At 70.9% G+C, this 22583-nt stretch carries 15 protein-coding genes and 1 pseudogene; 9 read left to right on the forward strand and 7 right to left on the reverse strand.

Annotated features, from left to right (window positions below):
* Nucleotides 1-51 precede the first annotated feature (51 nt).
* The 3 genes and pseudogenes from GAS53_RS32680 to GAS53_RS56765 all read right to left on the reverse strand — a co-directional run.
* Nucleotides 52-1512 (reverse strand): sensor histidine kinase, encoded by a 1461-nt coding sequence (locus GAS53_RS32680; RefSeq protein ID WP_151481330.1) that lies wholly within the window; start codon nt 1510-1512, stop codon nt 52-54.
* Nucleotides 1509-2441 (reverse strand): winged helix-turn-helix domain-containing protein, encoded by a 933-nt coding sequence (locus tag GAS53_RS58505; protein WP_404829361.1) that lies wholly within the window; start codon nt 2439-2441, stop codon nt 1509-1511. Before GAS53_RS58505 ends, GAS53_RS32680 begins: the two co-directional genes overlap by 4 nt.
* Before the next feature lie 173 nt (nt 2442-2614).
* Nucleotides 2615-2972: pseudogene (locus GAS53_RS56765) on the reverse strand (response regulator transcription factor); the annotation flags it as partial.
* A gap of 285 nt (nt 2973-3257) precedes the next feature.
* Here GAS53_RS56765 and GAS53_RS32690 point away from each other — a divergent pair.
* The 5 genes from GAS53_RS32690 to GAS53_RS32710 all read left to right on the forward strand — a co-directional run bounded on the left by GAS53_RS32690 (nt 3258) and on the right by GAS53_RS32710 (nt 8840).
* Nucleotides 3258-3863 carry a carbonic anhydrase gene (locus GAS53_RS32690; RefSeq protein WP_151481331.1) on the forward strand — a complete coding sequence of 202 codons (606 nt, stop codon included), beginning with the start codon at nt 3258-3260 and terminating at the stop codon, nt 3861-3863.
* Entirely contained in the window at nt 3860-5752 is a 1893-nt protein-coding gene (locus GAS53_RS32695) for a SulP family inorganic anion transporter (protein ID WP_225859233.1), read from the forward strand. Before GAS53_RS32690 ends, GAS53_RS32695 begins: the two co-directional genes overlap by 4 nt.
* A gap of 180 nt (nt 5753-5932) precedes the next feature.
* Nucleotides 5933-6865 carry an oxidoreductase gene (locus GAS53_RS32700; RefSeq protein WP_151481333.1) on the forward strand — a complete coding sequence of 311 codons (933 nt, stop codon included), beginning with the start codon at nt 5933-5935 and terminating at the stop codon, nt 6863-6865.
* A gap of 199 nt (nt 6866-7064) precedes the next feature.
* Entirely contained in the window at nt 7065-8225 is a 1161-nt protein-coding gene (locus tag GAS53_RS32705; RefSeq protein ID WP_151481334.1) for an alkaline phosphatase PhoX, read from the forward strand.
* A 183-nt stretch (nt 8226-8408) separates the two neighbouring features.
* Nucleotides 8409-8840 carry an LAETG motif-containing sortase-dependent surface protein gene (locus tag GAS53_RS32710; RefSeq protein WP_151481335.1) on the forward strand — a complete coding sequence of 144 codons (432 nt, stop codon included), beginning with the start codon at nt 8409-8411 and terminating at the stop codon, nt 8838-8840.
* 145 nt (nt 8841-8985) lie between these two features.
* On the opposite strand, the gene ppdK is transcribed toward GAS53_RS32710, so the two are convergent.
* Entirely contained in the window at nt 8986-11736 is a 2751-nt protein-coding gene (gene ppdK / locus GAS53_RS32715; RefSeq protein ID WP_151481337.1) for a pyruvate, phosphate dikinase, read from the reverse strand.
* A gap of 406 nt (nt 11737-12142) precedes the next feature.
* Nucleotides 12143-13360: an ROK family protein gene (locus GAS53_RS32720; protein WP_192583381.1), complete on the reverse strand. Its 1218-nt coding sequence runs from the start codon at nt 13358-13360 to the stop codon at nt 12143-12145.
* Nucleotides 13361-13505: 145 nt separating this feature from the next.
* Between GAS53_RS32720 and GAS53_RS32725 the strand changes: the two genes are divergently transcribed.
* Together GAS53_RS32725 and GAS53_RS32730 are read left to right on the forward strand one after the other, a co-directional pair.
* Entirely contained in the window at nt 13506-15059 is a 1554-nt protein-coding gene (locus tag GAS53_RS32725; protein ID WP_404829357.1) for an MGH1-like glycoside hydrolase domain-containing protein, read from the forward strand.
* A complete protein-coding gene (locus GAS53_RS32730) occupies nt 15056-16990 on the forward strand; it encodes an amylo-alpha-1,6-glucosidase (protein ID WP_151481340.1) in 1935 nt (644 codons plus the stop codon). Before GAS53_RS32725 ends, GAS53_RS32730 begins: the two co-directional genes overlap by 4 nt.
* Before the next feature lie 176 nt (nt 16991-17166).
* Here GAS53_RS32730 and dusB read toward each other — a convergent pair whose 3' ends face one another.
* Nucleotides 17167-18372, reverse strand: coding sequence for a tRNA dihydrouridine synthase DusB (dusB, locus tag GAS53_RS32735; protein ID WP_404829362.1), 1206 nt, complete (start codon nt 18370-18372; stop codon nt 17167-17169).
* Between the two features lie 115 nt (nt 18373-18487).
* Between dusB and GAS53_RS32740 the strand changes: the two genes are divergently transcribed.
* On the forward strand, nt 18488-19930 hold the full coding sequence (locus GAS53_RS32740) for an MFS transporter (protein ID WP_151481341.1): 1443 nt from the start codon (nt 18488-18490) through the stop codon (nt 19928-19930).
* 153 nt (nt 19931-20083) lie between these two features.
* On the opposite strand, the gene GAS53_RS32745 is transcribed toward GAS53_RS32740, so the two are convergent.
* Nucleotides 20084-21049 carry a helix-turn-helix transcriptional regulator gene (locus GAS53_RS32745; protein ID WP_151481342.1) on the reverse strand — a complete coding sequence of 322 codons (966 nt, stop codon included), beginning with the start codon at nt 21047-21049 and terminating at the stop codon, nt 20084-20086.
* Between the two features lie 101 nt (nt 21050-21150).
* Here GAS53_RS32745 and GAS53_RS32750 point away from each other — a divergent pair, with 101 nt between their 5' ends.
* Nucleotides 21151-22578: an MFS transporter gene (locus GAS53_RS32750; RefSeq protein WP_151481343.1), complete on the forward strand. Its 1428-nt coding sequence runs from the start codon at nt 21151-21153 to the stop codon at nt 22576-22578.
* Nucleotides 22579-22583 lie beyond the last annotated feature (5 nt).

Raw genomic sequence — 22583 nt, forward strand, 5'->3', positions numbered from 1 at the left:
CGCTGTGGCCGGCACGCGGAGACCCGGGCGCCCGTCGGCGTCTCAGGGCACTCACTGAGCGAGGGTCTCCAGCGGTCTGTGGGGCGTGGCCGTGGTGCCGCCCGCGGGCGGTAGCCGGACCACCGCGTCGAGGCCGCCGCGGGCGGCGGGGCGCAGGGTGATGTCGCCGCCGCTCGCGTGGGTGAGGCGTTGGACGAGAGCCAGGCCCAGGCCCGTACCGCCCTTGGGGGCGCCGGGGGCGCGCCAGAAGCGGTCGAAGGCGCGGCGGCGCTGTTCCTCGGTCATGCCGGGGCCCTCGTCCATGACGTGGAGTTCGACGCGGGCCGGGCCCGCCGGGCGGTGGTGGAAGCGGCGTTCGTGGGTCGCCGGCCGGCGCAGGTCGATGGAGACGGTGGTGCGGCGGGGCGACACCCGCAGGGCGTTGGAGAGCAGGTTGTCCAGGATCTGCTCCACCGCGCCGGGCACGGCGAGGACCGGTCCGCCGTAGTCGCCGAGCAGGACGAGTTGTACGCCCTGCTGCTCGAACATCGGCGTCCAGGCGCGGAGCCGTTCCGCGCAGACCCGGTCCAGATCGACCGGCTCGCGCACCGCGGCGCTCTCGTCGAGCCGGGCCATCGCCAGCAGCCCCTCGACCATCCGGGCGAGCCGGTCGGTCTCGGTCATCGCGGCGGTCAGGTTGCCACGGGCGTGCAGCGCGATGTCGGACTCCAGGTTCTCCAGGCGCAGCCGCAACGCGGCGAGGGGCGTCTTGAGCTGGTGCGAGGCCTCGCCCGCGAAGGCGCGCTGGGAGGCCACTAGGTGTTCGAGGCGGGCGGCGGTGCGGTTGAAGGTGGCGGCGAGCCTGCGGATCTCCGGCGGTCCCTTCGTGATCGCCACCGGCGTGGAGGGGCCGCCGTCGGCCAACTCGTGGGTGGCGCGCTCCAGTTCACGGATGGGACGGCCGGTCCAGCGGGCGATGGCGAAGCCGATGACGGCGACGGTGGTGAGGGCCGCGAGACCGCCGAGGGCCAGCAGCAGCCAGACGTGGTGCACCCGGGCCTGCACCATCCGCGTGGGCAGTGTGATCCACACGGCGCCCTGTTCGAACGAGCCCTGTGTGATCGGGGTCGCGACGGACAGGTACTGGACGCCGCCGATGGTGGAGGTGCGGACGTCCTGCGTGGCGGCTCCCCGTAGCGCCGCCGCGATCCCGGGTCGGGTGGGCAGCCCACGGGTCTCCGCCGCCGACAGCGGGTGCGAGGCGGCGAGCAGGCCGCCCGTCCGGTCGACGATCACCACCTTGCCGCCGATGCGTTCCGCGCAGCGGGCCACCCGGCCGGGCAGGTCCCGCTCCGCGCCGCCCGTGGAGAGAGCCAGCGAGGCGTACGCGGAGACCGACTCCGCCTCGTCCTTCGCCAGGTTGGTGACCCGCTCGCGCTCGCCCCGGGAGTAGACGAAGCCCAGCGGGATCTCCAGGCAGAGCAGGAGCAGCGCGGCGAGGCTGAGGTAACTGAACAGGAGGCGACGCGTCATCGGAAGGCCGCCGGCCGCTCGGGCGCCTCGTACGATCCGCCGCCCGGCAGGTCCTCGTACGAGCCGTACGACCCGGACGCTCCGGACGCTCCGGACGGTCTGCCGGGCTGTTCCCCGTACGAGCCGCCCGTCGGCCCGCCTGTCGGCCCGCCCGCCGAGGGCGGCCGGTTCTGCACGGCCAGCCTGAAGCCGACCCCGCGCAGGGTCTGGATCCACGCCGGGTGCCCCAACTTCCGTCGCAGCGTTGCGACATGGACGTCCAGCGTCTTGGTCGGGCCCTGGTAGTGCGGGTCCCAGACCCGGTCGAGGATCTGCTGCCGCGAGTAGACCGCGCCGGGGTCCTCGGTGAGCAGCGCGAGCAGCTCGAACTCCTTCGGCGTCAGCGAGACGGAGGAGTCCCCCACCCAGACCTGCCGGGTGCGGCGGTCGACGACGAGGGGGCCAGGGGCGGGCGGGGGCGAGGTCTCGGAGGTCCGGTCCGACTCCGGGTCGAGGGGAGGTACGGGCTCGACGGACGACGGCGCGGGTTCGAAGTGCCGGGTGACATCGGCGGGTTCGTGCGAAAAGGGTGCGTGGGTGGTGCCGGACGGCGCGTACGGGTCGGACGCGCGGGCGGTGCCGGAGGGGTCGTACGAGGACGGCGCGCGGGTGACGCCGGACGGGTCGTACGAGGAGGGTGCGGGCGATGCGACGTCCGGCCCGACGGCGAACGACTCACCGGCAAACGGCTCGCCGCCGAACGACTCACCCCTGAAGGGCTCCTCGTCCCACGAGTTCACGTCGCGAGGCCGCGCGCCATGGGGGTCCCCCCGCTCGAGCGAATCCGAGTGTGGGAGAGGCCCGGCATCCGAAGCCCTCGAGTCGTACGCCCCCGCCCCGAACGCTCCAGCCGGATCCGGCGCAGCGCCCGACAGCGCGGCGCCGAGCATCCCCGCGGGGCCGGGCCCCGTGCCGAGCGCTCCGGTGAGGCGCACCCCCGCCCCGAGCGTCCCCGATCCGAGCGTTCCTCCTGCCAGCGGGTCGCGCGGGTCCACCACAGGTGTCCCCGCCGCGGGCGTCCCCCCGAACTCCCCGTCCCCCAGCCCCTGTTGCAGCCCCCGCCCGTACTGCGCACGTCGCGTGATCGCGCGTACCCGGGCCACCAGCTCGCGCAGGCTGAACGGTTTCGCCAGGTAGTCGTCGGCGCCGAGTTCGAGGCCCAGGACGCGGTCGGCCTCCTCGCCGCGCGCGCTGAGGATGATGATGGGCACGTCGGAGGCCTGCCGGATCCCGCGGCAGACGTCGATGCCGTCCATGTCGGGCAGGCCCAGGTCGAGCAGGACGACATCGCCGTAGGGCCCTCTCAGGCCGGCCGCCCCGGTGGAGACGCGGTCGACCGTGAGACCGAAGTGGCCCAGCCCTTCGGCGAGCGGTTCGGCGATCGTCTCGTCGTCCTCGATGAGCAGCACTCGTACGCCCATACGTCCTGTCTCCTCATGACTCCGGACAGCACGAATTCCGTGCCGTGGACTGGCCACGCTACAAGCGCGGTCAATGGCGCGTCGCGTAAACCCTGGGTAATGTGAGCAGACGCTCAAACCCCGCCCGGAGAGGGCGGGTTGACCGCGCCTTAAGGTGCCCGGACAAAATCTGGTCCATTCCTGGCCGCGCTCTAGTGTTCCCTTAACCTTCGCCTGGCAGTCACCCCTCTACGGTGGGGAGGACGACGGGAAAGACCTGGTCGAACCCCCTGCCGGGAGGAAACCGTGAAGGCACTGCTGGATCGCGCCCGCTCGTTCAAGCGACGCGTCGATTTCGAGAGCGGCGAATACCGGAAACTGGCCGAAGGCCAATATCCGGAGGCATTGTTCATTACCTGCTCGGACTCACGGGTCATACCCGCCCTGATCACGGGCGCACGGCCCGGAGAGATATTCGAGCTGCGGAACGCGGGCAATATCGTCCCGCCGCACGGACAGCGTGGCGCCTCCGGCGAGGCCGCCACCATCGAGTACGCACTGGAGGTGCTCGGCGTTCAGGACATCGTCGTGTGTGGCCATTCCCACTGCGGTGCGATGGGCGCCCTGAAGTCCGGCGACGACCTGTCCGCGCTGCCCGGGGTGGACGCCTGGCTGGACCTCGCCCGCCCGGAGCTGGCGCCGCTGCTCGACGGGGCCTCCGAGGACCCGTCGATGCCTGCCATGGCCCAGCTCAATGTCGTCAACCAGCTTGCCGTGCTGCGGAGTTACCCCGTCGCACGGCAGCGGCTCGACGCGGGACGCCTGCGGCTGCACGGCTGGTACTACGAGGTCGACACCGGCCAGGTGCACGAGCTGGACGAGGACGGCTGCTTCCGGGTGCATGCCGCATGAGCGGGCTGCACGCACGCGGGCGCGTACCGGCACACTCCAAGCCGCCCGGCCGGAAACCGACCAGGACATCGACCAGGACATCGACCAGGACACCCAACAGCGCGGCACCGGCCGCGAACCCGTCTCCGAACGCCCCCGACCCCGACCTCTCTTCCGGGACCTCAAGCCCCACGAACACCAGCAACGCCATCAAGGCCGCCACGGCCGCCAAGACGGCCAAGACCACCAAGGCCCCGAAAGCCGACCTCGCCACCGAGATCACCGCTTCCCTCGTCGTCTTCCTCGTCGCCCTCCCCCTGTGCATCGGTGTCGCCGTCGCCTCCGGCGTGCCCGCCGAGCTGGGCATCATCTCCGGTGTCATCGGCGGTCTGGTGGTCGGCGCGGCGCGCGGCAGCACGCTCCAAGTCAGCGGTCCCGCAGCCGGGTTGGCTGCGCTCGTCGCGGAGACCGTCCTCGAGTACGGCGTGGCCATGCTCGGTGTGATCGTCCTCGGCTCGGGCATCCTGCAGATCGTGCTGGGCCTGGTCCGCCTGGGCCGGATCTTCCAGGCGATCTCCCTGGCCGTCGTCCAGGGCATGCTCGCGGGCATCGGACTGCCGCTGATGTTCAGCCAGTTGTACCCGATGTCCGACTCCAAGGCCCCCGGCACCCCGATCGAGAACATGGCCGGCCTCCCCGGTCTTCTCGCCGACACCCTGGCGAACCCTCAGGCGCTGACCGCCGCCGGACTTGGCGTCGTCACCATCGTCCTCAGCTTCGTGTGGAAGAAGGTGCCGGGCCCGGTCAAGAAGATCCCGGCCGCGCTCGTCGCCGTCGGGATCGGCATCGGAGTCGCCTCCATGCCGGGCGTGGACGTGAAGACGCTCCAGGTGGGGAATCTGCTCGGGTCCGTCAACGTCCCCGGTCCGGAGGAGTTCGCGGGACTCGCCGACGCGGGGATCATCACCGCCATCCTCACCTTCACGGTGATCGCCTCGGCGGAGAGCCTCTTCACGGCCGCCGCCGTGGACCGGATGCACAGCGGCCCGCGCACCCGCTACAACCCCGAGCTCATCGCCCAGGGCGCCGGAAACACCGTGGCGGGCATCCTCGGCGCGCTCCCCATCACGGCGGTGGTGGCCCGCAGTTCCGCGAACGTCCAGGCGGGCGCGAAGACCCGTATCTCCCGCACCCTGCACGGCCTGTGGCTGCTGGCCTTCGCGCTGCTCCTGCCGCAGGTCCTGGCCCTGATTCCGATCTCGGTCCTCGCGGGTGTCCTCGTGCACAGCGGCTGGAAGCTCTTCGCGCCCGAGGAGTTCCCGAAGATGTGGCGGCAGGACCGGGGCGAGTTCGCGGTCATGACGATCACCACGCTGGTCATCGTGGCTACCGCGCTGCTCGAAGGCGTCCTCATCGGCCTCGCCGCCGGGATCGTGCTGGCCGCGCTGCGCATGTCGCAGACCGTCATCAAGCAGCACCTGGAGGAGGACACCGCCAAGGTCGTCATGGCGGGCAACGCCACCTTCCTGCGGCTGCCGCAGCTGATCGAGGCGCTGGAGAACGCCGCCGAGTCGGGCAAGCCGCGCATCCGGCTCGACCTGACCGGCGTGACCCATCTGGACCACGCCTGCCGCAACCAGGTCGAGGAGTTCGTCGCCCAGCAGCGCGGCCTGGGCCTGCGCGTGGAACTGCTGATGCCGGGCCCGGCGAAGCCGACACGCACGCCGACGCCTGTGGCGGACATGGCAGTCGGTGAGCAGGCCCAGCCGACCACCGGAACCCCGCTTCCCAGGCGCACGGCCACCGTCCCGGCACAGGGCCCGGGGCCCACCGCCGAGTGGTTCTACCTCGACACCCGCCCCATGCCCGAGGCGTACGGGCCCCGGCCAGAGGACTACGTTTCGCGCTGACCACCCGGCCGCGCCTAAGCGGGTCCGGTGAATTCCGCTGCGGTTCGGCGGCCCCGTAGGGGCGCGGGGAACTGCGCGACCCGCCACGACGGGCCCGCAGAAGACTGACGGCACATCGCGGCCCTCCCAGCGGAGCGCCTACGCTGAGAGCTCACCCGCACGCGGAGGGAGTCCAGGGCCATGACCGGCTGGAACGCGAACGACATCCCCGACCAGAGCGGCCGCACGGCCGTCGTCACCGGAGCGAACAGCGGGCTCGGTTTCGTCACCGCCCGCGAACTGGCCCGGCGCGGTGCCCGGGTCGTCCTCGCCTGTCGCAGCGAGGCCCGCGGCACCGAGGCCGGCGACCGGCTGGCCATCGAAGTACCGGACGCGGACGTGGAGTTCGTCCGGCTGGATCTCGGGGACCTGGAATCCGTACGGGAATTCGCGGCGGCGTACGGGCGGGGGCGCGACCGTCTCGACCTGCTCATCAACAACGCGGGCGTGATGGCGCTGCCGCCCGGGCGCACGACGGACGGCTTCGAGACGCAGTTCGGGGTCAACCACCTCGGGCACTTCGCACTCACCGGGCTCCTGCTGCCGACGCTGCTCGACACACCCGGCGCGCGCGTGGTGACCGTGTCCAGCACCATGCACGCGATGGCGAACATCGACATCAACGACCTCAACAGCGAGCGGAAGTACGGGCGTTGGACCGCGTACGCACGCTCCAAGACGGCCAACCTGCTGTTCACGCACGAGCTGGCGCGCCGGCTCGCCACCCTCGGCTCCGACGTCGTGGCGGCGGCCGCGCACCCCGGCTACGCCTCCACCAACCTCCAGACCACGGGCCCCAGGATGGAGGGCCGCAAGGCCTCCGAACGGTTCATGGAGATCGGCAACCGCTTCTTCGCCCAGTCCGCGGAGGCCGGCGCCCTCCCCACGCTCTATGCGGCGACGGCCCCCGAGATACGCCCGGACTCCTTCACCGGCCCCTCGATCCTCGGCTGGCGCGGCTCCCCCGCGCGCTCGTGGCGCGCCAAGTGGACCCTCAACGACGTGGCGGGGCAACGACTTTGGGAGGAGTCGGAACGGCTGACGGGCGTCACGTACGACGCCTTGAAGGTGTGACGGCGGAAGACATGCCGCACTGAAGGCATGAGAGCGGAAGGTATGACGTGCGGACGCACAGGGCACGAAGGATATGACGCGGACACGTCACCGCCTGTCCATGGAGCGTCAACCCCGCACTCCTAGGCTCGCGCGGTGCGCGACCCCCGTCGCCGACCGGCGGACGGGGCGGTCACGGCATACCCCCCTTGGAGCGAGAGTGGAACGTCGTACCCTCCTGCGTGCCGCCGTCCTCGGCGGCTCGTCCGCCGTCTTCGGCGGAACCCTCTGGCGCGGCGCCGCGTACGCCGCGCCCGCCCAGCCCGGCGCCGGCCCGTACGGGGCGCTCGGCTCGGCCGACGCCAACGGCATCAGACTGCCGAGCGGCTTCACCAGCCGGGTGATCGCCAGATCCGGCCAGACGGTCACCGGCACCTCGTACACCTGGCACAACGCCCCCGACGGCGGGGCCTGTTACACCGACGGCACCGGCTGGATCTATGTCTCCAACTCGGAGATCAACCCGTCGGGCGGCGCGAGCGCGGTGAAGTTCTCGTCGACGGGCGCGATCACCGGCGCGTACCGCATCCTGTCCGGCACCCGGCAGAACTGTGCGGGCGGCAAGACGCCGTGGAACACCTGGCTGTCCTGCGAGGAGGTGTCCCTCGGGTACGTCTACGAGACCGACCCGTGGGGTGTGAACGCCTCGGTGCGCCGCGACGCGATGGGCCGCTTCAAGCACGAGGCGGCCGCCGCCGACCCGGTGCGCAAGGTGGTGTACCTGACCGAGGACGAGAGCAACGGCTGCCTCTACCGCTTCGTCCCCACCACCTGGGGCAACCTGTCCTCCGGCACCCTCCAGGTCATGGTCGCCGGGACCGCCACCTCCGGCTCCTTCACCTGGGCGAACGTGCCCGACCCGGACGGCTCCCCCACCACGACCCGTACGCAGGTCTCCGGCTCGAAGAAGTTCAACGGCGGCGAGGGCTGCCACTACGCCGACGACACGGTCTGGTTCACCACCAAGGGCGACAACCGCGTCTGGCAGCTCAACCTCACCAACAACACGTATGAGTTGGCGTACGACGACTCGCTCGTCACCTCCGGCACGGCCCCGCTGACCGGCGTCGACAACGTCACCGGCGCCGCCTCCGGTGACCTGTTCGTCGCCGAGGACGGCGGCAACATGGAGATCTGCGTCATCACCCCCGACGACGTGATCGCCCCGTTCCTGCGCATCGACGGCCAGTCCGGCTCGGAGATCACCGGACCCGCCTTCTCGCCCGACGGCACCCGCCTCTACTTCTCCAGCCAGCGCGGCACCAGCGGCAGTTCGTCCGGCGGCATCACGTACGAGGTGAAGGGACCGTTCCGCGCGTAACCGGTTTACAAATGACGGGCCCATGAGCGGAGAGCTACCGTCCGGTCACGTCACGTTCGCATCACGGGTCCGTCATTTCGCCGCCGCACCACCAGCCCCCTAATACTTTCATCACCTCAAATCCGACCGATCGCCTCTCCGTGATCATGCGTACGGATATCGACATATTTCTGGGGGCTCTCCGTGAACGTGTTCCGCAAGCCTGCCGCCGTGGTCGTCGCCGCGCTGGCGCTGGCCGCCCTGCCGGCCACCGCCGAGGCCCATGGCAGTCACCCGTTCAAGAACTGCACCGAGGCGTACGAGAACGGGGAGGCCAACATCCCCAAGGGCGACGAGCACTACGGCAGCCACCTGGACCGTGACGGGGACGGCGTCGGCTGCGACAAACCGCCCGCGGACTTCGTCCCCGCGGACGACGAGGTCACGGAGGACGAGGGCACCGACGGCACCGAGGACTCCGGCACCGGGCAGGAGAGCACCGGGCAGGAGAACACCGACCTGGCGGAGACCGGAGGCAGCAGCGCCACCCCGTACATCGCGGGTGGCGGCGCGGCCGTCCTTCTGGCCGGGGGCGGCGTGCTGTTCACGGTCCGCAGGCGCCGCGACGCCCGCTGACACACCCCGCCGGCACACCGGCGGACATCGAAGGGGCGGCACCTCCGCACAAGGTGCCGCCCCTTCTTCTTTCGTACGCCGGAGCCGTGGTCCGCCGGTGAGGGTCGGATGACGGACGACGGCCCCGGAGTCCTGCGGGCCCGGCCTACCGGTGGTCGCTGCCCTTCGAAGTGGACGCCGCGCGCCCCGCCTCCAGGCGCGCCACCGGGATCCGGAACGGCGAGCAGGAGACGTAGTCGAGCCCCACCTCGTGGAAGAAGTGGACCGACTCCGGGTCACCGCCGTGTTCGCCGCAGACGCCGAGCTTCAGGTCGGGACGGGTGGCACGGCCGGCCTCGGCGGCGAGCTTCACCAGGGAGCCGACGCCGTCCTTGTCGATGGTCTCGAACGGGGAGACGCCGAAGATGCCCTTCTCCAAGTACGCGGTGAAGAACGACGCTTCGACGTCATCGCGCGAGAAGCCCCAGACGGTCTGCGTCAGATCGTTCGTGCCGAAACTGAAGAACTCGGCCGCCTCCGCGATCTGGCCCGCCGTCAGCGCGGCCCGCGGCAGTTCGATCATCGTGCCGATCGACAGCTTCAGTTCCGTGCCCGACGCCGCCTCGACCTCGGCGACGACCTGGTCGGCCTCCTCGCGGACGATCTCCAGCTCCTGGACCGTGCCGACCAGCGGGATCATGATCTCGGCGCGCGGGTCGCCCTTGGCGTTCTTGCGCTCCGCCGCGGCCTCGGCGATCGCCCGTACCTGCATCGTGAACAGGCCGGGGATGACCAGGCCGAGGCGTACGCCGCGCAGACCCAGCATCGGGTTCTGCTCGTGCAGGCGGTGCACCGCCTGGAGGAGGCGGAGCAGGTTCTCGTGCGGCTCCTGGCGGGCCTCCGCCAGGGCGACCCGGACCGAGAGCTCGGTGATGTCGGGCAGGAACTCGTGCAGCGGCGGGTCGAGGAGACGGACCGTCACCGGCAGGCCGTCCATCGCCGAGAACAGCTCCACGAAGTCCTGCTTCTGGAGCGGGAGCAGCTCCTTCAGCGACTCCTCGCGCTCTGCCTCCGTGTCGGCCAGGATGAGGCGCTCGACCAGCTCACGACGGTCACCGAGGAACATGTGCTCCGTGCGGCACAGGCCGATGCCCTGCGCGCCGAAACGACGGGCGCGCATCGCGTCCTCGGCGTTGTCTGCGTTGGCGCGCACCCGCAGGCGACGCTTGCGGTCGGCGAACGCCATGATCCGGTGCACTGCCTCGACCAGTTCGTCGGCGTCCTGGGCGCCCGCGTGCATCCGGCCCTCGAAGTACTCCACGACCGGGGACGGGACCACGGGCACCTCACCGAGGTACACCTTGCCGCTCGACCCGTCGATGGAGATGAGGTCGCCCTCCTCCACCACATGCCCGCCCGGCACCGTCATCCGGCGCCGCTTGGTGTCGACCTCGAGCTCCTCGGCACCGCACACACAGGTCTTGCCCATGCCACGCGCCACCACGGCGGCGTGCGAGGTCTTGCCGCCGCGCGAGGTCAGGATGCCCTCTGCCGCGATCATGCCGTCCAGGTCGTCCGGGTTCGTCTCGCGGCGGACCAGGATCACCTTCTCGCCCGAACGCGACCACTTCACCGCCGTGTACGAGTCGAAGACCGCCTTGCCCACCGCCGCACCCGGCGACGCCGCGATGCCCCGGCCGACCGTCTGGACCTTCGTGTCCTCGTCGAAGCGCGGGAACATCAGCTGGGCCAACTGAGCACCGGTGACGCGCTGGAGCGCCTCGGCCTCGTCGATGAGTCCCTGGTCCACGAGCTGCGTGGCGATACGGAAGGCGGCACCGGCCGTCCGCTTGCCGACGCGGGTCTGGAGCATCCACAGCTGCCCGCGCTCGATGGTGAACTCGATGTCGCAGAGATCCTTGTAGTGGTTCTCCAGGGTCTCCATGATCTGCATCAGCTGGTCGTACGACTTCTTGTCGATCTGCTCCAGCTCGGCGAGCGGGACGGTGTTGCGGATGCCCGCGACCACGTCCTCGCCCTGCGCGTTCTGCAGGTAGTCGCCGTACACGCCCTGGTGTCCGGAGGCCGGGTCACGGGTGAACGCGACGCCGGTGCCCGAGTCGGGGCCGAGGTTGCCGAAGACCATCGAGCAGACGTTGACGGCCGTGCCGAGGTCGTGCGGGATGCGCTCCTGGCGGCGGTAGAGCTTGGCCCGGTCGGTGTTCCAGGAGTCGAAGACCGCGTGGATGGCGAGGTCCATCTGCTCGCGCGGGTCCTGCGGGAAGTCCCGCCCGGCCTCGCTCTTGACGATCTTCTTGAACTTGGTGACGAGCTTCTTGAGGTCGGCCGCCTCGAGGTCCGTGTCGACCGCGACCTTCTTGGCGTGCTTCGCCGCCTCCAGCGCGTCCTCGAAGAGGTCGCCGTCGACGCCGAGGACCGTCTTGCCGAACATCTGGATGAGCCGGCGGTACGAGTCCCACGCGAAGCGCTCGTCGCCCGCCTGGTCGGCGAGGCCCTTCACGGACTTGTCGGAGAGGCCGATGTTCAGGACGGTGTCCATCATGCCGGGCATGGAGAACTTCGCCCCGGAACGGACCGATACGAGCAGAGGGTTGTCGGCCTGCCCGAGCTTCTTGCCCATCTTCTCTTCGAGGGCTTCGAGGTGTGCACTCACCTCGTCACGCAGTGCCGCCGGCTCCTCGCCACTGTCGAGGTAGGTCTTGCAGGCCTCGGTGGTGATGGTGAAGCCCGGAGGGACGGGAAGGCCCAGGTTGGTCATCTCGGCGAGGTTGGCGCCCTTGCCACCGAGGAGGTCCTTGAGGTCCTTGTTGCCTTCGGTGAAGTCGTAAACGAACTTCGCTCCGCCAACGCCACTGTCGCCGCTCTCGGCTACGTGGGGATCTTTGTTTTCCGACACGGGTCTCGACTCCTCGAGGACGCGGTGGCTGCCCTGACGACGGGGAACATACCCAGATCGAAGGCGCCTGGGTACGTCCACTTGTGCGTCATACGGCCGTAACCACTCGTCCGCCAGCAGATCGAAAGTCAAGGAAGAGTAAGCCGCAGGGGCGCATCGCGTTCACCTCTTGAAGGAGTCAACGCACGTAGACCGCCATTTTCGCTCATATGAGCAGTACTCAGCACGCCTGAGTTCACGCCGTAAATGATCAACGGGTGGCACTGAGTGCCATCCTTTGAGAAGTGCAGCCGCCCAAGATCCGCTCATCTGAGCGAAACCCCGATCAGGCGTGGCGAGAATCACGCAGCTTCGGCTGCCCGGATTTCACCATCCGGACCGGGTGACACGGACGGAAACCTGCCCGTCACACACCCATGGCGAGCAGCCGCTCCTCGACCCGCTCGGGCGCGTACAGGTGCTCCACGACGAGCGCACCCGCGCCGACCAGACCCGCACGTTCGCCGAGCCGTGAGGTGACCACGTCCAGGTGGGCGGTGGAGCGGGGCAGGGCTCGCTGGTAGAGCAGTTCGCGTACCCCGGTGAGGAACGCCGTTCCGGCCAGATCCCCGGCGATCATCAGTACGCCGGGATTGAGCAGCGTCACCACGGTCGCCAGTACGTCGCCGACGTGCCGCCCGGCCTCCCTCGCGAGGGCCGCCGCGCCGGGGTGCCCGGAGGTGAGCAGATCGCGCACATCCGATCCCGAGGCCGCCGGAACGCCCGTCTCCGCCAGCCGGCGCGCGACGGCACCACCGCTCGCGACGGCGGCGAGGCAGCCGTACGACCCGCACTTGCACAGCGCGTCGGCGCCCTCCGGGACCCGGATGTGCCCGATGTCCCCGGCGCCTCCGTCGATGCCCCGGTAGATCGTGCCGCCGACGACCACGCCCGCGCCGATACCGGTGGAGACCTTCACCAGGACGAAGGCCGAGCAGTCGGGGTGGCCGGTGCGCTGTTCCCCGTACGCCATGAGGTTGGCGTCGTTGTCCACGAGCACCGGGACGGCCTCGGCGCCCGTGTGCTCGGCGAAGGCGCGGGTGAGACGGCCTCTTATGTCGTAGCCGTCCCAGCCGGGCATGATCGGCGGCTGGACGACCCGGCCGGTGTCGCTGTCGACGGGCCCCGGCACGGCGAGCCCGATCCCGCACACCTCGTGCGCCCCGTGCCCGGCCTTCTCCAGCAGCTCGCCGAACCAGCGGCCCAGCTCACCGAGCACCACGTCAGGACCCTCCTCGATCAGCAGCGGCCCCTTGTGCTCGGCCAGCAGCTCACCGGTCAGGGACAGCACCGCGGCGCGCGCGTGCCGGGTGTCGAGGTCGGCGGCGAGGACGACGGCGTGGGCGTCGTCGAATTCCAGTCGGACCGAGGGGCGGCCGCCGAGCGGCGAGTCCACCGGGCCCGCGGCGCCCTCCCGCAGCCAGCCGGCCCGGAAGAGCCGGTCGAGACGCTGCCCGACCGTGGCCCGGGACAGCCCTGTGACCTGCTGCAACGCCCCGCGCGTGGTCGCGCGCCCGCTGCGCACCAGCTCCAGCAGATCGCCGGAGCTCGCCTGGCTACCGGTCTTCCCGGCCCTTGTCGCCATTCCGCTCCTCCCTGTGGTCCCGGTCATACGCACCCCTTGCGCTCACCAACTCTGCATTACATATTGAGTTTTGCGTGTTAAATAGACGTAACCCTACGGTAGCTACTGCCGAACTGGTCGGCCGCATGTCTTCGGGGAGACCTGAGTGGACCGCACAACCCAGCTCACCGCCCGCCGCACCGGGCGCCCGGATCCCGTACGCACCACATCCTCACCGCCATTTTCCGGCCAGAGTGAGATCGGGCGGACAGGGACGGCCGTATACGATCCGGTCCGCCCCGCGGGATCGCTGCATCTCAGAGCGGCCGAGGTGCTGCACGGCAACTGGACGGGCACGTCCACGGTGCCCTCGCGCGGCCTGTACCCCCACCAGTGGTCCTGGGACTCCGCGTTCATCGCGATCGGGCTGCGCCATCTGTCGCCGCTGCGAGCGCAGGTGGAGCTGGAGACGCTGCTCGACGCGCAGTGGGGCGACGGCCGGATCCCGCACATCGTGTTCAATCCCTCCGTCCCCCTCGACGCGTACTTCCCGAGCCCCGACTTCTGGCGCTCCTCGACCGCGGGGCACGCCGCGGGCGCCCCGCGCACCGTACAGACGTCCGGCATCGTGCAGCCACCGGTGCACGCGCTCGCCGCGTGGCTGGTGCATGTCGCCGATCCGGGTCTGTCCCGGGCGCGCTCCTTCCTGCCCCGGATCTACCCGCGCCTGGCGGCCTGGCACCGCTATCTGCTGCACCGCCGGGACCTGGGCGGCGGGGGCCTCGCCTCGGTGGTCCACCCGTGGGAGCAGGGCATGGACAACGCGCCCAGCTGGGACGCCCCGCTCTCCCGCGTGACGCCCGCCCCGGCCCGCTCCTTCCGCCGCGCGGACCTCGACCACGGCGCCGCCGAGGACCGTCCGACGGACCTGGACTACGGGCGATACGTGCGGCTGGCGACGGACTACCGCGACGGCGGCTACGCGGACGGCACAGACAAGGGGGTGGCCCGCAGGGCCTCGGTTGAGGGCGGTGGTGGGAGACGGGCGGGCGAGTTCGCTGTCGAGGACCCGGCCTTCAACGCCCTGCTGATCGCCTCCGAGCACGCCCTGGCCCGCATCGCACGCGAGCTGGGCGCGACGGGCACGGCACGGCACGCGCGCGCCGAGCGCCTGACGACGGCGCTGGTCGACCGGCTGTGGGACCCGGCGGAGGGCATGTTCTTCTGCCGGGACGTGCGCACGGGCGAGCTCATCCCCGAGCGCGGCGTCTCCGGCCTGGTCCCGCTGCTGCTCCCGACACTGCCCCGCGACACGGCCGCCGAGCTCGTACGGACCGTGTACGGGCCGCACTTCGGGCTCGGCGGCGAGACACGGCTCGTACCGAGTTACGACCTGACCGGGCACGCCTTCGACCCGCACCGGTACTGGCGTGGCCCGGCCTGGTTCAACACCAACTGGCTGCTGGAGCGCGGGCTCCGGCTGCACGGGGAGCACGCGCGCGCGGAGAAGCTGCGGGGCGCGCTGCTGGACACGGCGGACTCGTCCGGGTTCGCGGAGTACGTGGATCCGTACACCGGTGAGGCCTGCGGGGCGCTCGGCTTCAGCTGGACCGCCGCGCTGACGCTCGATCTGCTGCACGAGCCGTCCGACCCGGCGCACAGCGCAATCGAAGAGTTCGGCAAGGGTGCCAAGGGTGCCAAGGGAGGGGACCGGCGATGACGGACCGGCATCATCTGCTCGTGCACGGTGGGACGTTCGCGGCCGTGGGCGACGGCGGGGACATCAGCGGGGTACGCGGAGCCGCCTCACCCGACGGGCTGTTCGTACGCGACGCGCGGCATCTGAGCCGCTGGCAACTGACCGTCGACGGCGCCGTCCCGGAGGCGCTGTCGCCGGTCGCGGACGGCGACACGGCACGCTGTGTGCTCGTACCGCGCGGCGGCCGGCAGGAGCCGCCCGCCCACACGATCTTCCGTGAACAGGCCGTCACCGACGGCGCGTTCGTCGAGTCGCTGCGCGTCACCAGCAACCGCCCGGTGCCGACGACGGTCCGTATCGCGGTCACGGCGGACGCCGACTTCACGGACCAGTTCGAACTGCGCTCCGACCACCGCACGTACACGAAGATCGGCGCCCTGCGCTCGCGCCAAGTCCTCGACGACGGTGTGGAGTTCAGCTATCAGCGCGGTGAGTGGCGGTCCTGTACGACCGTCACCTCCGAGCCCGCGCCGGACGGCGTCGAGGAGACCGGCACGGGCGCGCGTCGCCTCGTGTGGAGCCTCGAACTCGAGCCGCACGGTTCGGCCGAGCTGGCCCTCCGGGTGGCGGCGCGCCCGCACGGTATGCCGCACCCGGAGGTGCCCCTCTCCCCGGCCGCCGCGAACGACCGACTCCTCGCGCTGGAAGGGGAGTTCGCGGAGGGCGTGCCCTTCCCGACCGGCTGGCCCGAGCTGGCCGCGGCCTGCGCGCGGGGCCTGTCCGACCTGGCCGTGCTCCAGGTACCCGCAACGGGCCCCGACGGAGAGGAACTTCGCGTACCGGCGGCCGGAGTCCCCTGGTTCTTAACACTCTTGGGCCGCGACGCGCTCCTCACCTCCCTCTTCGCGCTCCCCTACCGCCCCCAGCTCGCCGCCGCCACCCTGCCCGCGCTCGCCGCGGCCCAGGCGACCGAGGTCGGCACGGGCACGGTGGCCCAGCCCGGCAAGATCGTGCACGAGGTACGGCACGGGGAGCTGGCGCACTTCGGGCAGGTGCCGTACGGGCGGTACTACGGCTCGGTCGACGCGACGCCGCTGTTCCTGGTCCTGCTCGGCGCGTACGTCGAGCAGACGGGGGACGCGGCGCTGGCCCGCCGCCTCGAGCCCAACGCCCGCGCGGCGATCGGCTGGATGCTGGACCACGGCGGGCTGACCTCGCGCGGGTATCTCGTCTACCGCGCCGACGAGGGCGGCCTCGCCAACCAGAACTGGAAGGACTCACCCGGCGCCATCTGCTCCGGCGACGGAAGCCGGCCGACCGGTCCCGTGATGGCCGCGGGGGCGCAGGGTTACGCGTACGACGCGTTGCGCCGGACCGCGCACCTGGCTCGGACCGTGTGGGACGACGAGGTCTACGCGGCGCTGCTGGAGCAGGCCGCCGCGGACCTCCGTGACCGCTTCCAGCGCGACTTCTGGATGGCCGACCATGCCTTCCCCGCACTCGCCCTGGACGGCGCCGGGAACCACGTCGACGCGCTCGCCTCTGATGCCGGGCATCTGCTGTGGTCCGGGCTGCTGGACAAGGAGTACGGGGAGTTGGTGGGGAGGCGGTTGCTGGAGCCGGACTTCTTCTCCGGGTGGGGTGTTCGGACGGTCGCGGCCGGGCAGCCCGCGTACCATCCGCTCTCGTATCACCGCGGTTCGGTCTGGCCGCACGACAACGCGCTGATCACGTTGGGGCTGGCGCGGTACGGGCTCCACGACGAGGCTCGTACGGTGGCGCATGGGCTCGTGGACGCGGCGACGGCGGCGGGCCACCGCCTGCCGGAGGTTCTTGCCGGGTATGGGCGGGATACGCATGGGGAGCCGGTCCCGTATCCGCATGCGTGTGTACGGGAATCGCGGTCGGCTGCGGCTCCGTTGGCGTTGCTCACGGCGGTAGGGGGTGCGTGAGTTCCTCACGGCGGTGGGGGTGCCTGAGGTTCGGTGAGCGGGTGCGGGTTGTGTTGGGCTGGTCGCGCAGTTCCCCGCGCCCCTTAAAAGCAGGGGCTGCGCCCCACCGCCCAGGGGCGCGGGGAACTGCGCGCTCAGCCCGAACGAACCCGCACCCAGCACACCACCTCAAACGCTCAACCCCCGGACGTGTCCAGCTCCGCATCCTCGCCGAGCCCGGCACACTCGTACGGGTCCTTCAGCCAACCGTCCGGCAGGACAACCCTGTTGTTGCCGGACGTACGGCCGCGAGGCCCGTCGGCGCCGACCGGCCAGGTCTGGTCCAGGTCCAACTCCTCAAGCCCCTCGGAGAGTTCCGCCAGTGATGAGGTGATCGCGAGACGCTTCCGCATCTCGGAGCCGACGGCGAAACCCTTCAAGTACCAGGCCACGTGCTTACGGAAGTCGATGACGCCGCGCGCCTCGTCCCCGATCCACTCCCCGAGCAGGGTCGCGTGCCGGACCATCACGGCCGCCACCTCACGAAGAGTCGGACGGGCGCCGTATCCATCAGGGCCTCCGGCCGGGGCACCGGCAGGGCCCTCGAACGCCGCCACCAGGTCCGCGAACAACCACGGCCGCCCGAGGCAACCCCGGCCCACCACCACACCGTCACACCCAGTGCTGCGCACCATCCGCAGCGCGTCGTCCGCCGACCAGATGTCCCCGTTGCCGAGGACCGGAATCTCCGGCACGTGCTCCTTGAGCCGGGCGATGGCGTCCCAGTCGGCCGTGCCGCCGTAGTGCTGCGCGGCCGTCCGCCCGTGCAGCGCGATCGCCGTCACGCCCTCCTCGACGGCGATCCGCCCGGCGTCCAGGTACGTGATGTGGTCGTCGTCGATGCCCTTGCGCATCTTCATGGTGACCGGCAGGTCGCCCGCCCCGGACACCGCCTCGCGGAGGATCGCGCGCAGCAGGTTCCGCTTGTACGGGAGCGCCGAGCCGCCGCCCTTGCGGGTCACCTTCGGGACCGGGCAGCCGAAGTTCAGGTCGATGTGGTCGGCGAGGTCCTCCTCCGCGATCATGCGGACGGCTTTGCCGACGGTGGCGGGGTCGACGCCGTACAGCTGGATCGAGCGCGGGGTCTCCGACGCGTCGAAGTGGATCAGCTGCATCGTCTTCTCGTTGCGCTCGACCAGCGCCCGAGTGGTGATCATCTCGCTGACGAACAGGCCCTTGCCGCCGCTGAACTCCCTGCACAGGGTGCGGAACGGCGCGTTCGTGATCCCGGCCATGGGCGCGAGCACGACGGGCGGCCGGACCGCGTGGGGACCGATCTGCAGGGCGGACTTCACCGCGGAGTTCACCGTAGAGGTCATCGCGGAGTTCACCGTGGAGGTCATCGCGGAGTTCACCGTGGACGTGGGCGTGGACATTCCCCCATTGTCGCGTACGCGGGGCAGTGCGATGCAAGTCATTAGTTAGGCACACTACCGAAGTAGGCGTACCCTGGTTCGCATGCCCGAGCTCAGCCCCCGCCGCCGCATGCTGGTGCTCGCGATCTGCTGTATGAGCCTGCTGATCGTGAGCCTCGACAACACCGTCCTCAATGTCGCCCTGCCCTCCATGCAGAAGGATCTGCACGCGAGCCTGGCGGGCCTGCAATGGACGATCGACGCGTACACGCTGGTGCTCGCCGCCCTGCTGATGCTGGCGGGCTCGACCGCCGACCGCATCGGCCGCAGAAGGGTCTTCATGGCGGGCCTGGTCGTCTTCACGGTCGGCTCGGTCCTGTGCTCGCTCGCGCCCAACCTCGAATCGCTCGTCGTCTTCCGCATGGTCCAGGCGGTCGGCGGCTCGATGCTCAACCCGGTCGCGATGTCGATCATCACCAACACCTTCACGGACCCGCGCGAGCGCGCCCGCGCGATCGGCGTCTGGGGCGGCGTGGTCGGCATATCCATGGCCGCGGGCCCGCTGGTCGGCGGCCTCCTCGTGGACTCGGTCGGCTGGCGCTCGATCTTCTGGATCAACCTGCCGGTGGGCCTGGCCGCGCTCCTGCTCACCTTCCGGTACGTGCCCGAGTCCCGCGCCCCGAAGGCACGCCGCCCCGACCCGGTCGGCCAGCTCCTGGTGATCGCACTGCTCGGCTCCCTCACGTACGCGATCATCGAGGCGCCCAGCTCCGGCGCCGGCAAGACCCTCGTCTTCGGCGGTATCGCGCTCGCCGCGCTCGTCGCCCTTCTCCGGTACGAGCCCCGCCGCGACGAACCCCTCATCGACCTGCGCTTCTTCCGCTCGGTGCCCTTCAGCGGGGCCACGGTCGTGGCGATCAGCGCGTTCGCGGCGCTCGGCGGCTTCCTCTTCCTCTCGACGCTCTACCTCCAGAACGTACGCGGCCTCGACGCCCTCCACGCGGGCCTGTGGATGCTCCCCATGGCGGCCATGACGTTCGTCTGCGCACCCCTGTCGGGCCGGCTGGTCGGCAGCCGCGGCCCCCGCGTCTCCCTGCTCGTCGCCGGGACCGCGATGACCGCGAGCGGCGTACTCTTCGCCGCCTTCGAGGCCGAGACGACCAACGCGACGCTCGTGATCGGTTACGTCCTCTTCGGCCTCGGCTTCGGTTTCGTGAACGCCCCCATCACCAACACGGCCGTCTCCGGCATGCCACGCGCCCAGGCCGGCGTGGCCGCCGCCGTCGCCTCCACCAGCCGCCAGATCGGCCAGACACTGGGCGTCGCCGTGATCGGCGCGGTGCTCGCCTCCGGCGTCGGCGCGTCGTCCTACCGCGACTCCTTCGTCGCCGCGGCGCGGCCCGCGTGGTGGATCATCGCCGCCTGCGGTCTGGCCGTCCTGGTCCTGGGCGCCCTGTCGAGCGGCCGCTGGGCCCGCCGGACCGCCGAACGCGCGGCGGAGCGACTGGAGGCGGCGGAGATCAAGGAGGCGGCGGGGGTCGTCTGAACGTGCGGGTGGGTGGGGGCTGAGCTAGGCGGTTGGGCGCAGCCCCTGCTTTTAAGGGGCGCGGGGCTGTATCGACATGCGGCTCCGCCGCGTGGGCGCGACCAGCCCCCACCGGCCCGCAGGTACCGAACGGCCCGACCCGCGGAGCGACCGTCACCCTCGCTCCACAGCGATCGCGTGGAGCTTTTCCAACCGCTCCCGCGACTCGTCGTCCGCGGGCGCGTACGTGACCATGCGCGGCCCGTCCACCGGGCCCAGCCACAGGTCGGTGTGGACCAGGGTGAGCCGCCCTACATACCTGTTGTCGAAGAACTTGGTCTTGCTGCGCGAGCCGACCACCTCGTGCCGCTCCCAGACCTCACAGAACTCCTCGGACTCCGCGCGCAGCCGCTTGAGCAGCATCTTCCAGGCGGGATCGGCGAGATGCCCGGCCATCGAGGCACGGAACTTGGCGGCGATCAGCCGCACCGTCTCGTCGAGCAGCACGATCGAGGAACGCCACTGCTCGTTCGTGGTGATCAGGACCATGCAGTTGCGGTCCTCGGCCGGGACCTCGTCGAGGTCGCAGAGCAGACGGCCGTACGTGCGGTTGTACGCGAGGATGTCGTACCGGCTGTTCTGGATGCAGGCCGGCAGGGGCTCCAGCTGCTCCAGCGTCTGCAGCAGCGCCGGAGTGATCGTCGCGCAGCGCGAGGCCGGGGTCGGGTCGACGGCACCGGCGAGCTGGAAGAGGTGGGCACGCTCGTTCGGGTCGAGCATCAGGGTGCGGGCGAGTGCGTCGAGGACCTGCACGGAGACCTGGATGTCCCGGGCCTGTTCGAGCCACGTGTACCAGGTGACGCCGACCGCGGAGAGCTGCGCGACCTCCTCCCGGCGCAGGCCCGGCGTACGCCGACGGCGGCCACGGGGCAGGCCCACCTGCTCGGGGGTGATGTGCTCGCGCCGGTGCCGCAGAAAGGCCGCGAGCTCGTGCCGCCGGATGTCGGACTCACGCGAGCGAGGGTCGGCGGGCTCACGCGAAAACGGGCCGGGGGCCTCGCTCTCCCGTACCGCCGTCTCCGTATCCGTATCCCTCCCCGTCTCCGTCTCCGTATCCGTCTCCTCCGCCATGGTCGTCATGCTTCCAGCCTGCTGTCGCGCGGACCCTGTTTCCAGGTACTCCTTCTACCAGGATAAGAAGACTCTGGTACCAGCTTGAGAGTCGGAGCACGCTCGACACCGTGACCGAAACCCTCGCTTCCCGTGCCGCCCGTTCCGCCGCCGGCCCACCCGTACTCGGCGAACTCGGACTGTTCACCGTGCTGCTCGGCGCGGCCCTGCCCCTCATCGACTTCTTCATCGTGAACGTCGCCCTGCCCACGATCGGCCACGACCTGGCCGCGGGCGACGCCGTCCTGGAACTCGTCGTGGCCGGATACGGAGTCGCGTACGCCGTGCTCCTCGTCCTCGGCGGACGGCTGGGCGACATGTTCGGCCGACGCCGGCTCTTCCTCGGCGGGATGATCGCCTTCGGGCTCACCTCGCTGGCGTGCGGCCTCGCGCCGACCGCCTGGACCCTTGTCGCGGCACGCGTCGCCCAGGGCGCGGCGTCGGCGGCGATGCTCCCGCAGGTCCTCGCCACCATCCAGTCGGCGACCGAAGGCCCGCGCCGCGCCAGGGCGATGGGCCTGTACGGCGCCACGGCCGGGCTCTCCATGGTGGCCGGGCAGATCCTCGGCGGCGTCCTCGTCGCGGCGGACATCGCGGGCACCGGCTGGCGTGCGGTGTTCCTGGTGAACGTACCGGTCGTGCTGCTGGGCCTGGTCCTGGCCGCCCGAGTGGTCCCCGAGACCCGCTCGCAGCACCCGGAGCCGGTGGACGGTCCCGGCACGGCGCTGCTGGCGGTGGCCCTGGTGGCTCTGCTGGCCCCGCTGACGGAGGGCCGGGCGGCAGGCTGGCCGCTGTGGACGTGGCTGTCCCTGGCGGTGTTCCCGATCGCGGCGACGGCCTTCTACCTCGTCGAACGCCGGGCGGAACGCCAGGGCAGGACGCCCCTGGTCCCCCCGAGCCTGTTCTCGAACCTCCCCCTCCGCCGGGGCCTGGTGATGATTCTCCCCTTCTCCATCGGCTTCAGCGGATTCATGTTCGTCGTCGCGGTGGCACTGCAGCAGGGAGTGGACCTGAGCCCGGTCCGCGCGGGCCTCACCCTGGCCCCGATGGCGGTGTCCTTCTTCGTGGTCTCGCTCCTGGGCCCCCGGCTGGTCGTGCGCTGGGGCACGCGCGTCGTCACCGTGGGCGGCCTGGTCCAGGCGGTCGGCGTGACCGTCCTCGCCCTCACCGTGTGGGGCTCCTGGCCCCACCTCGGCGGCCTCGAACTCTGGCCCGGCGTGATCATCGCCGGCGCCGGCCAGGCCCTCCAACTCCCCATCCTCTTCCGCGTCATCCTCTCCGAGGTCCCCGCGTCCCGCGCCGGCGTCGGCAGCGGCGTCATGATCACCGCCCAGCAGTCCGCCCTCGCCCTCGGCGTCGCCACCCTGGGCACCCTCTTCCTCACCCTCACCCCGGCCCTGGGAATGCGAGACGCCCTGGTGACAACACTGCTCGTACAGCTCGCCGGGGTCGTACTGACGACGGGGCTGAGCCTGCGGCTACCGCGGATCATCGCCTGAGCCGG

The sequence above is a fragment of the Streptomyces albicerus genome (assembly GCF_008905045.1).
GTDB lineage: Bacteria > Actinomycetota > Actinomycetes > Streptomycetales > Streptomycetaceae > Streptomyces > Streptomyces albicerus.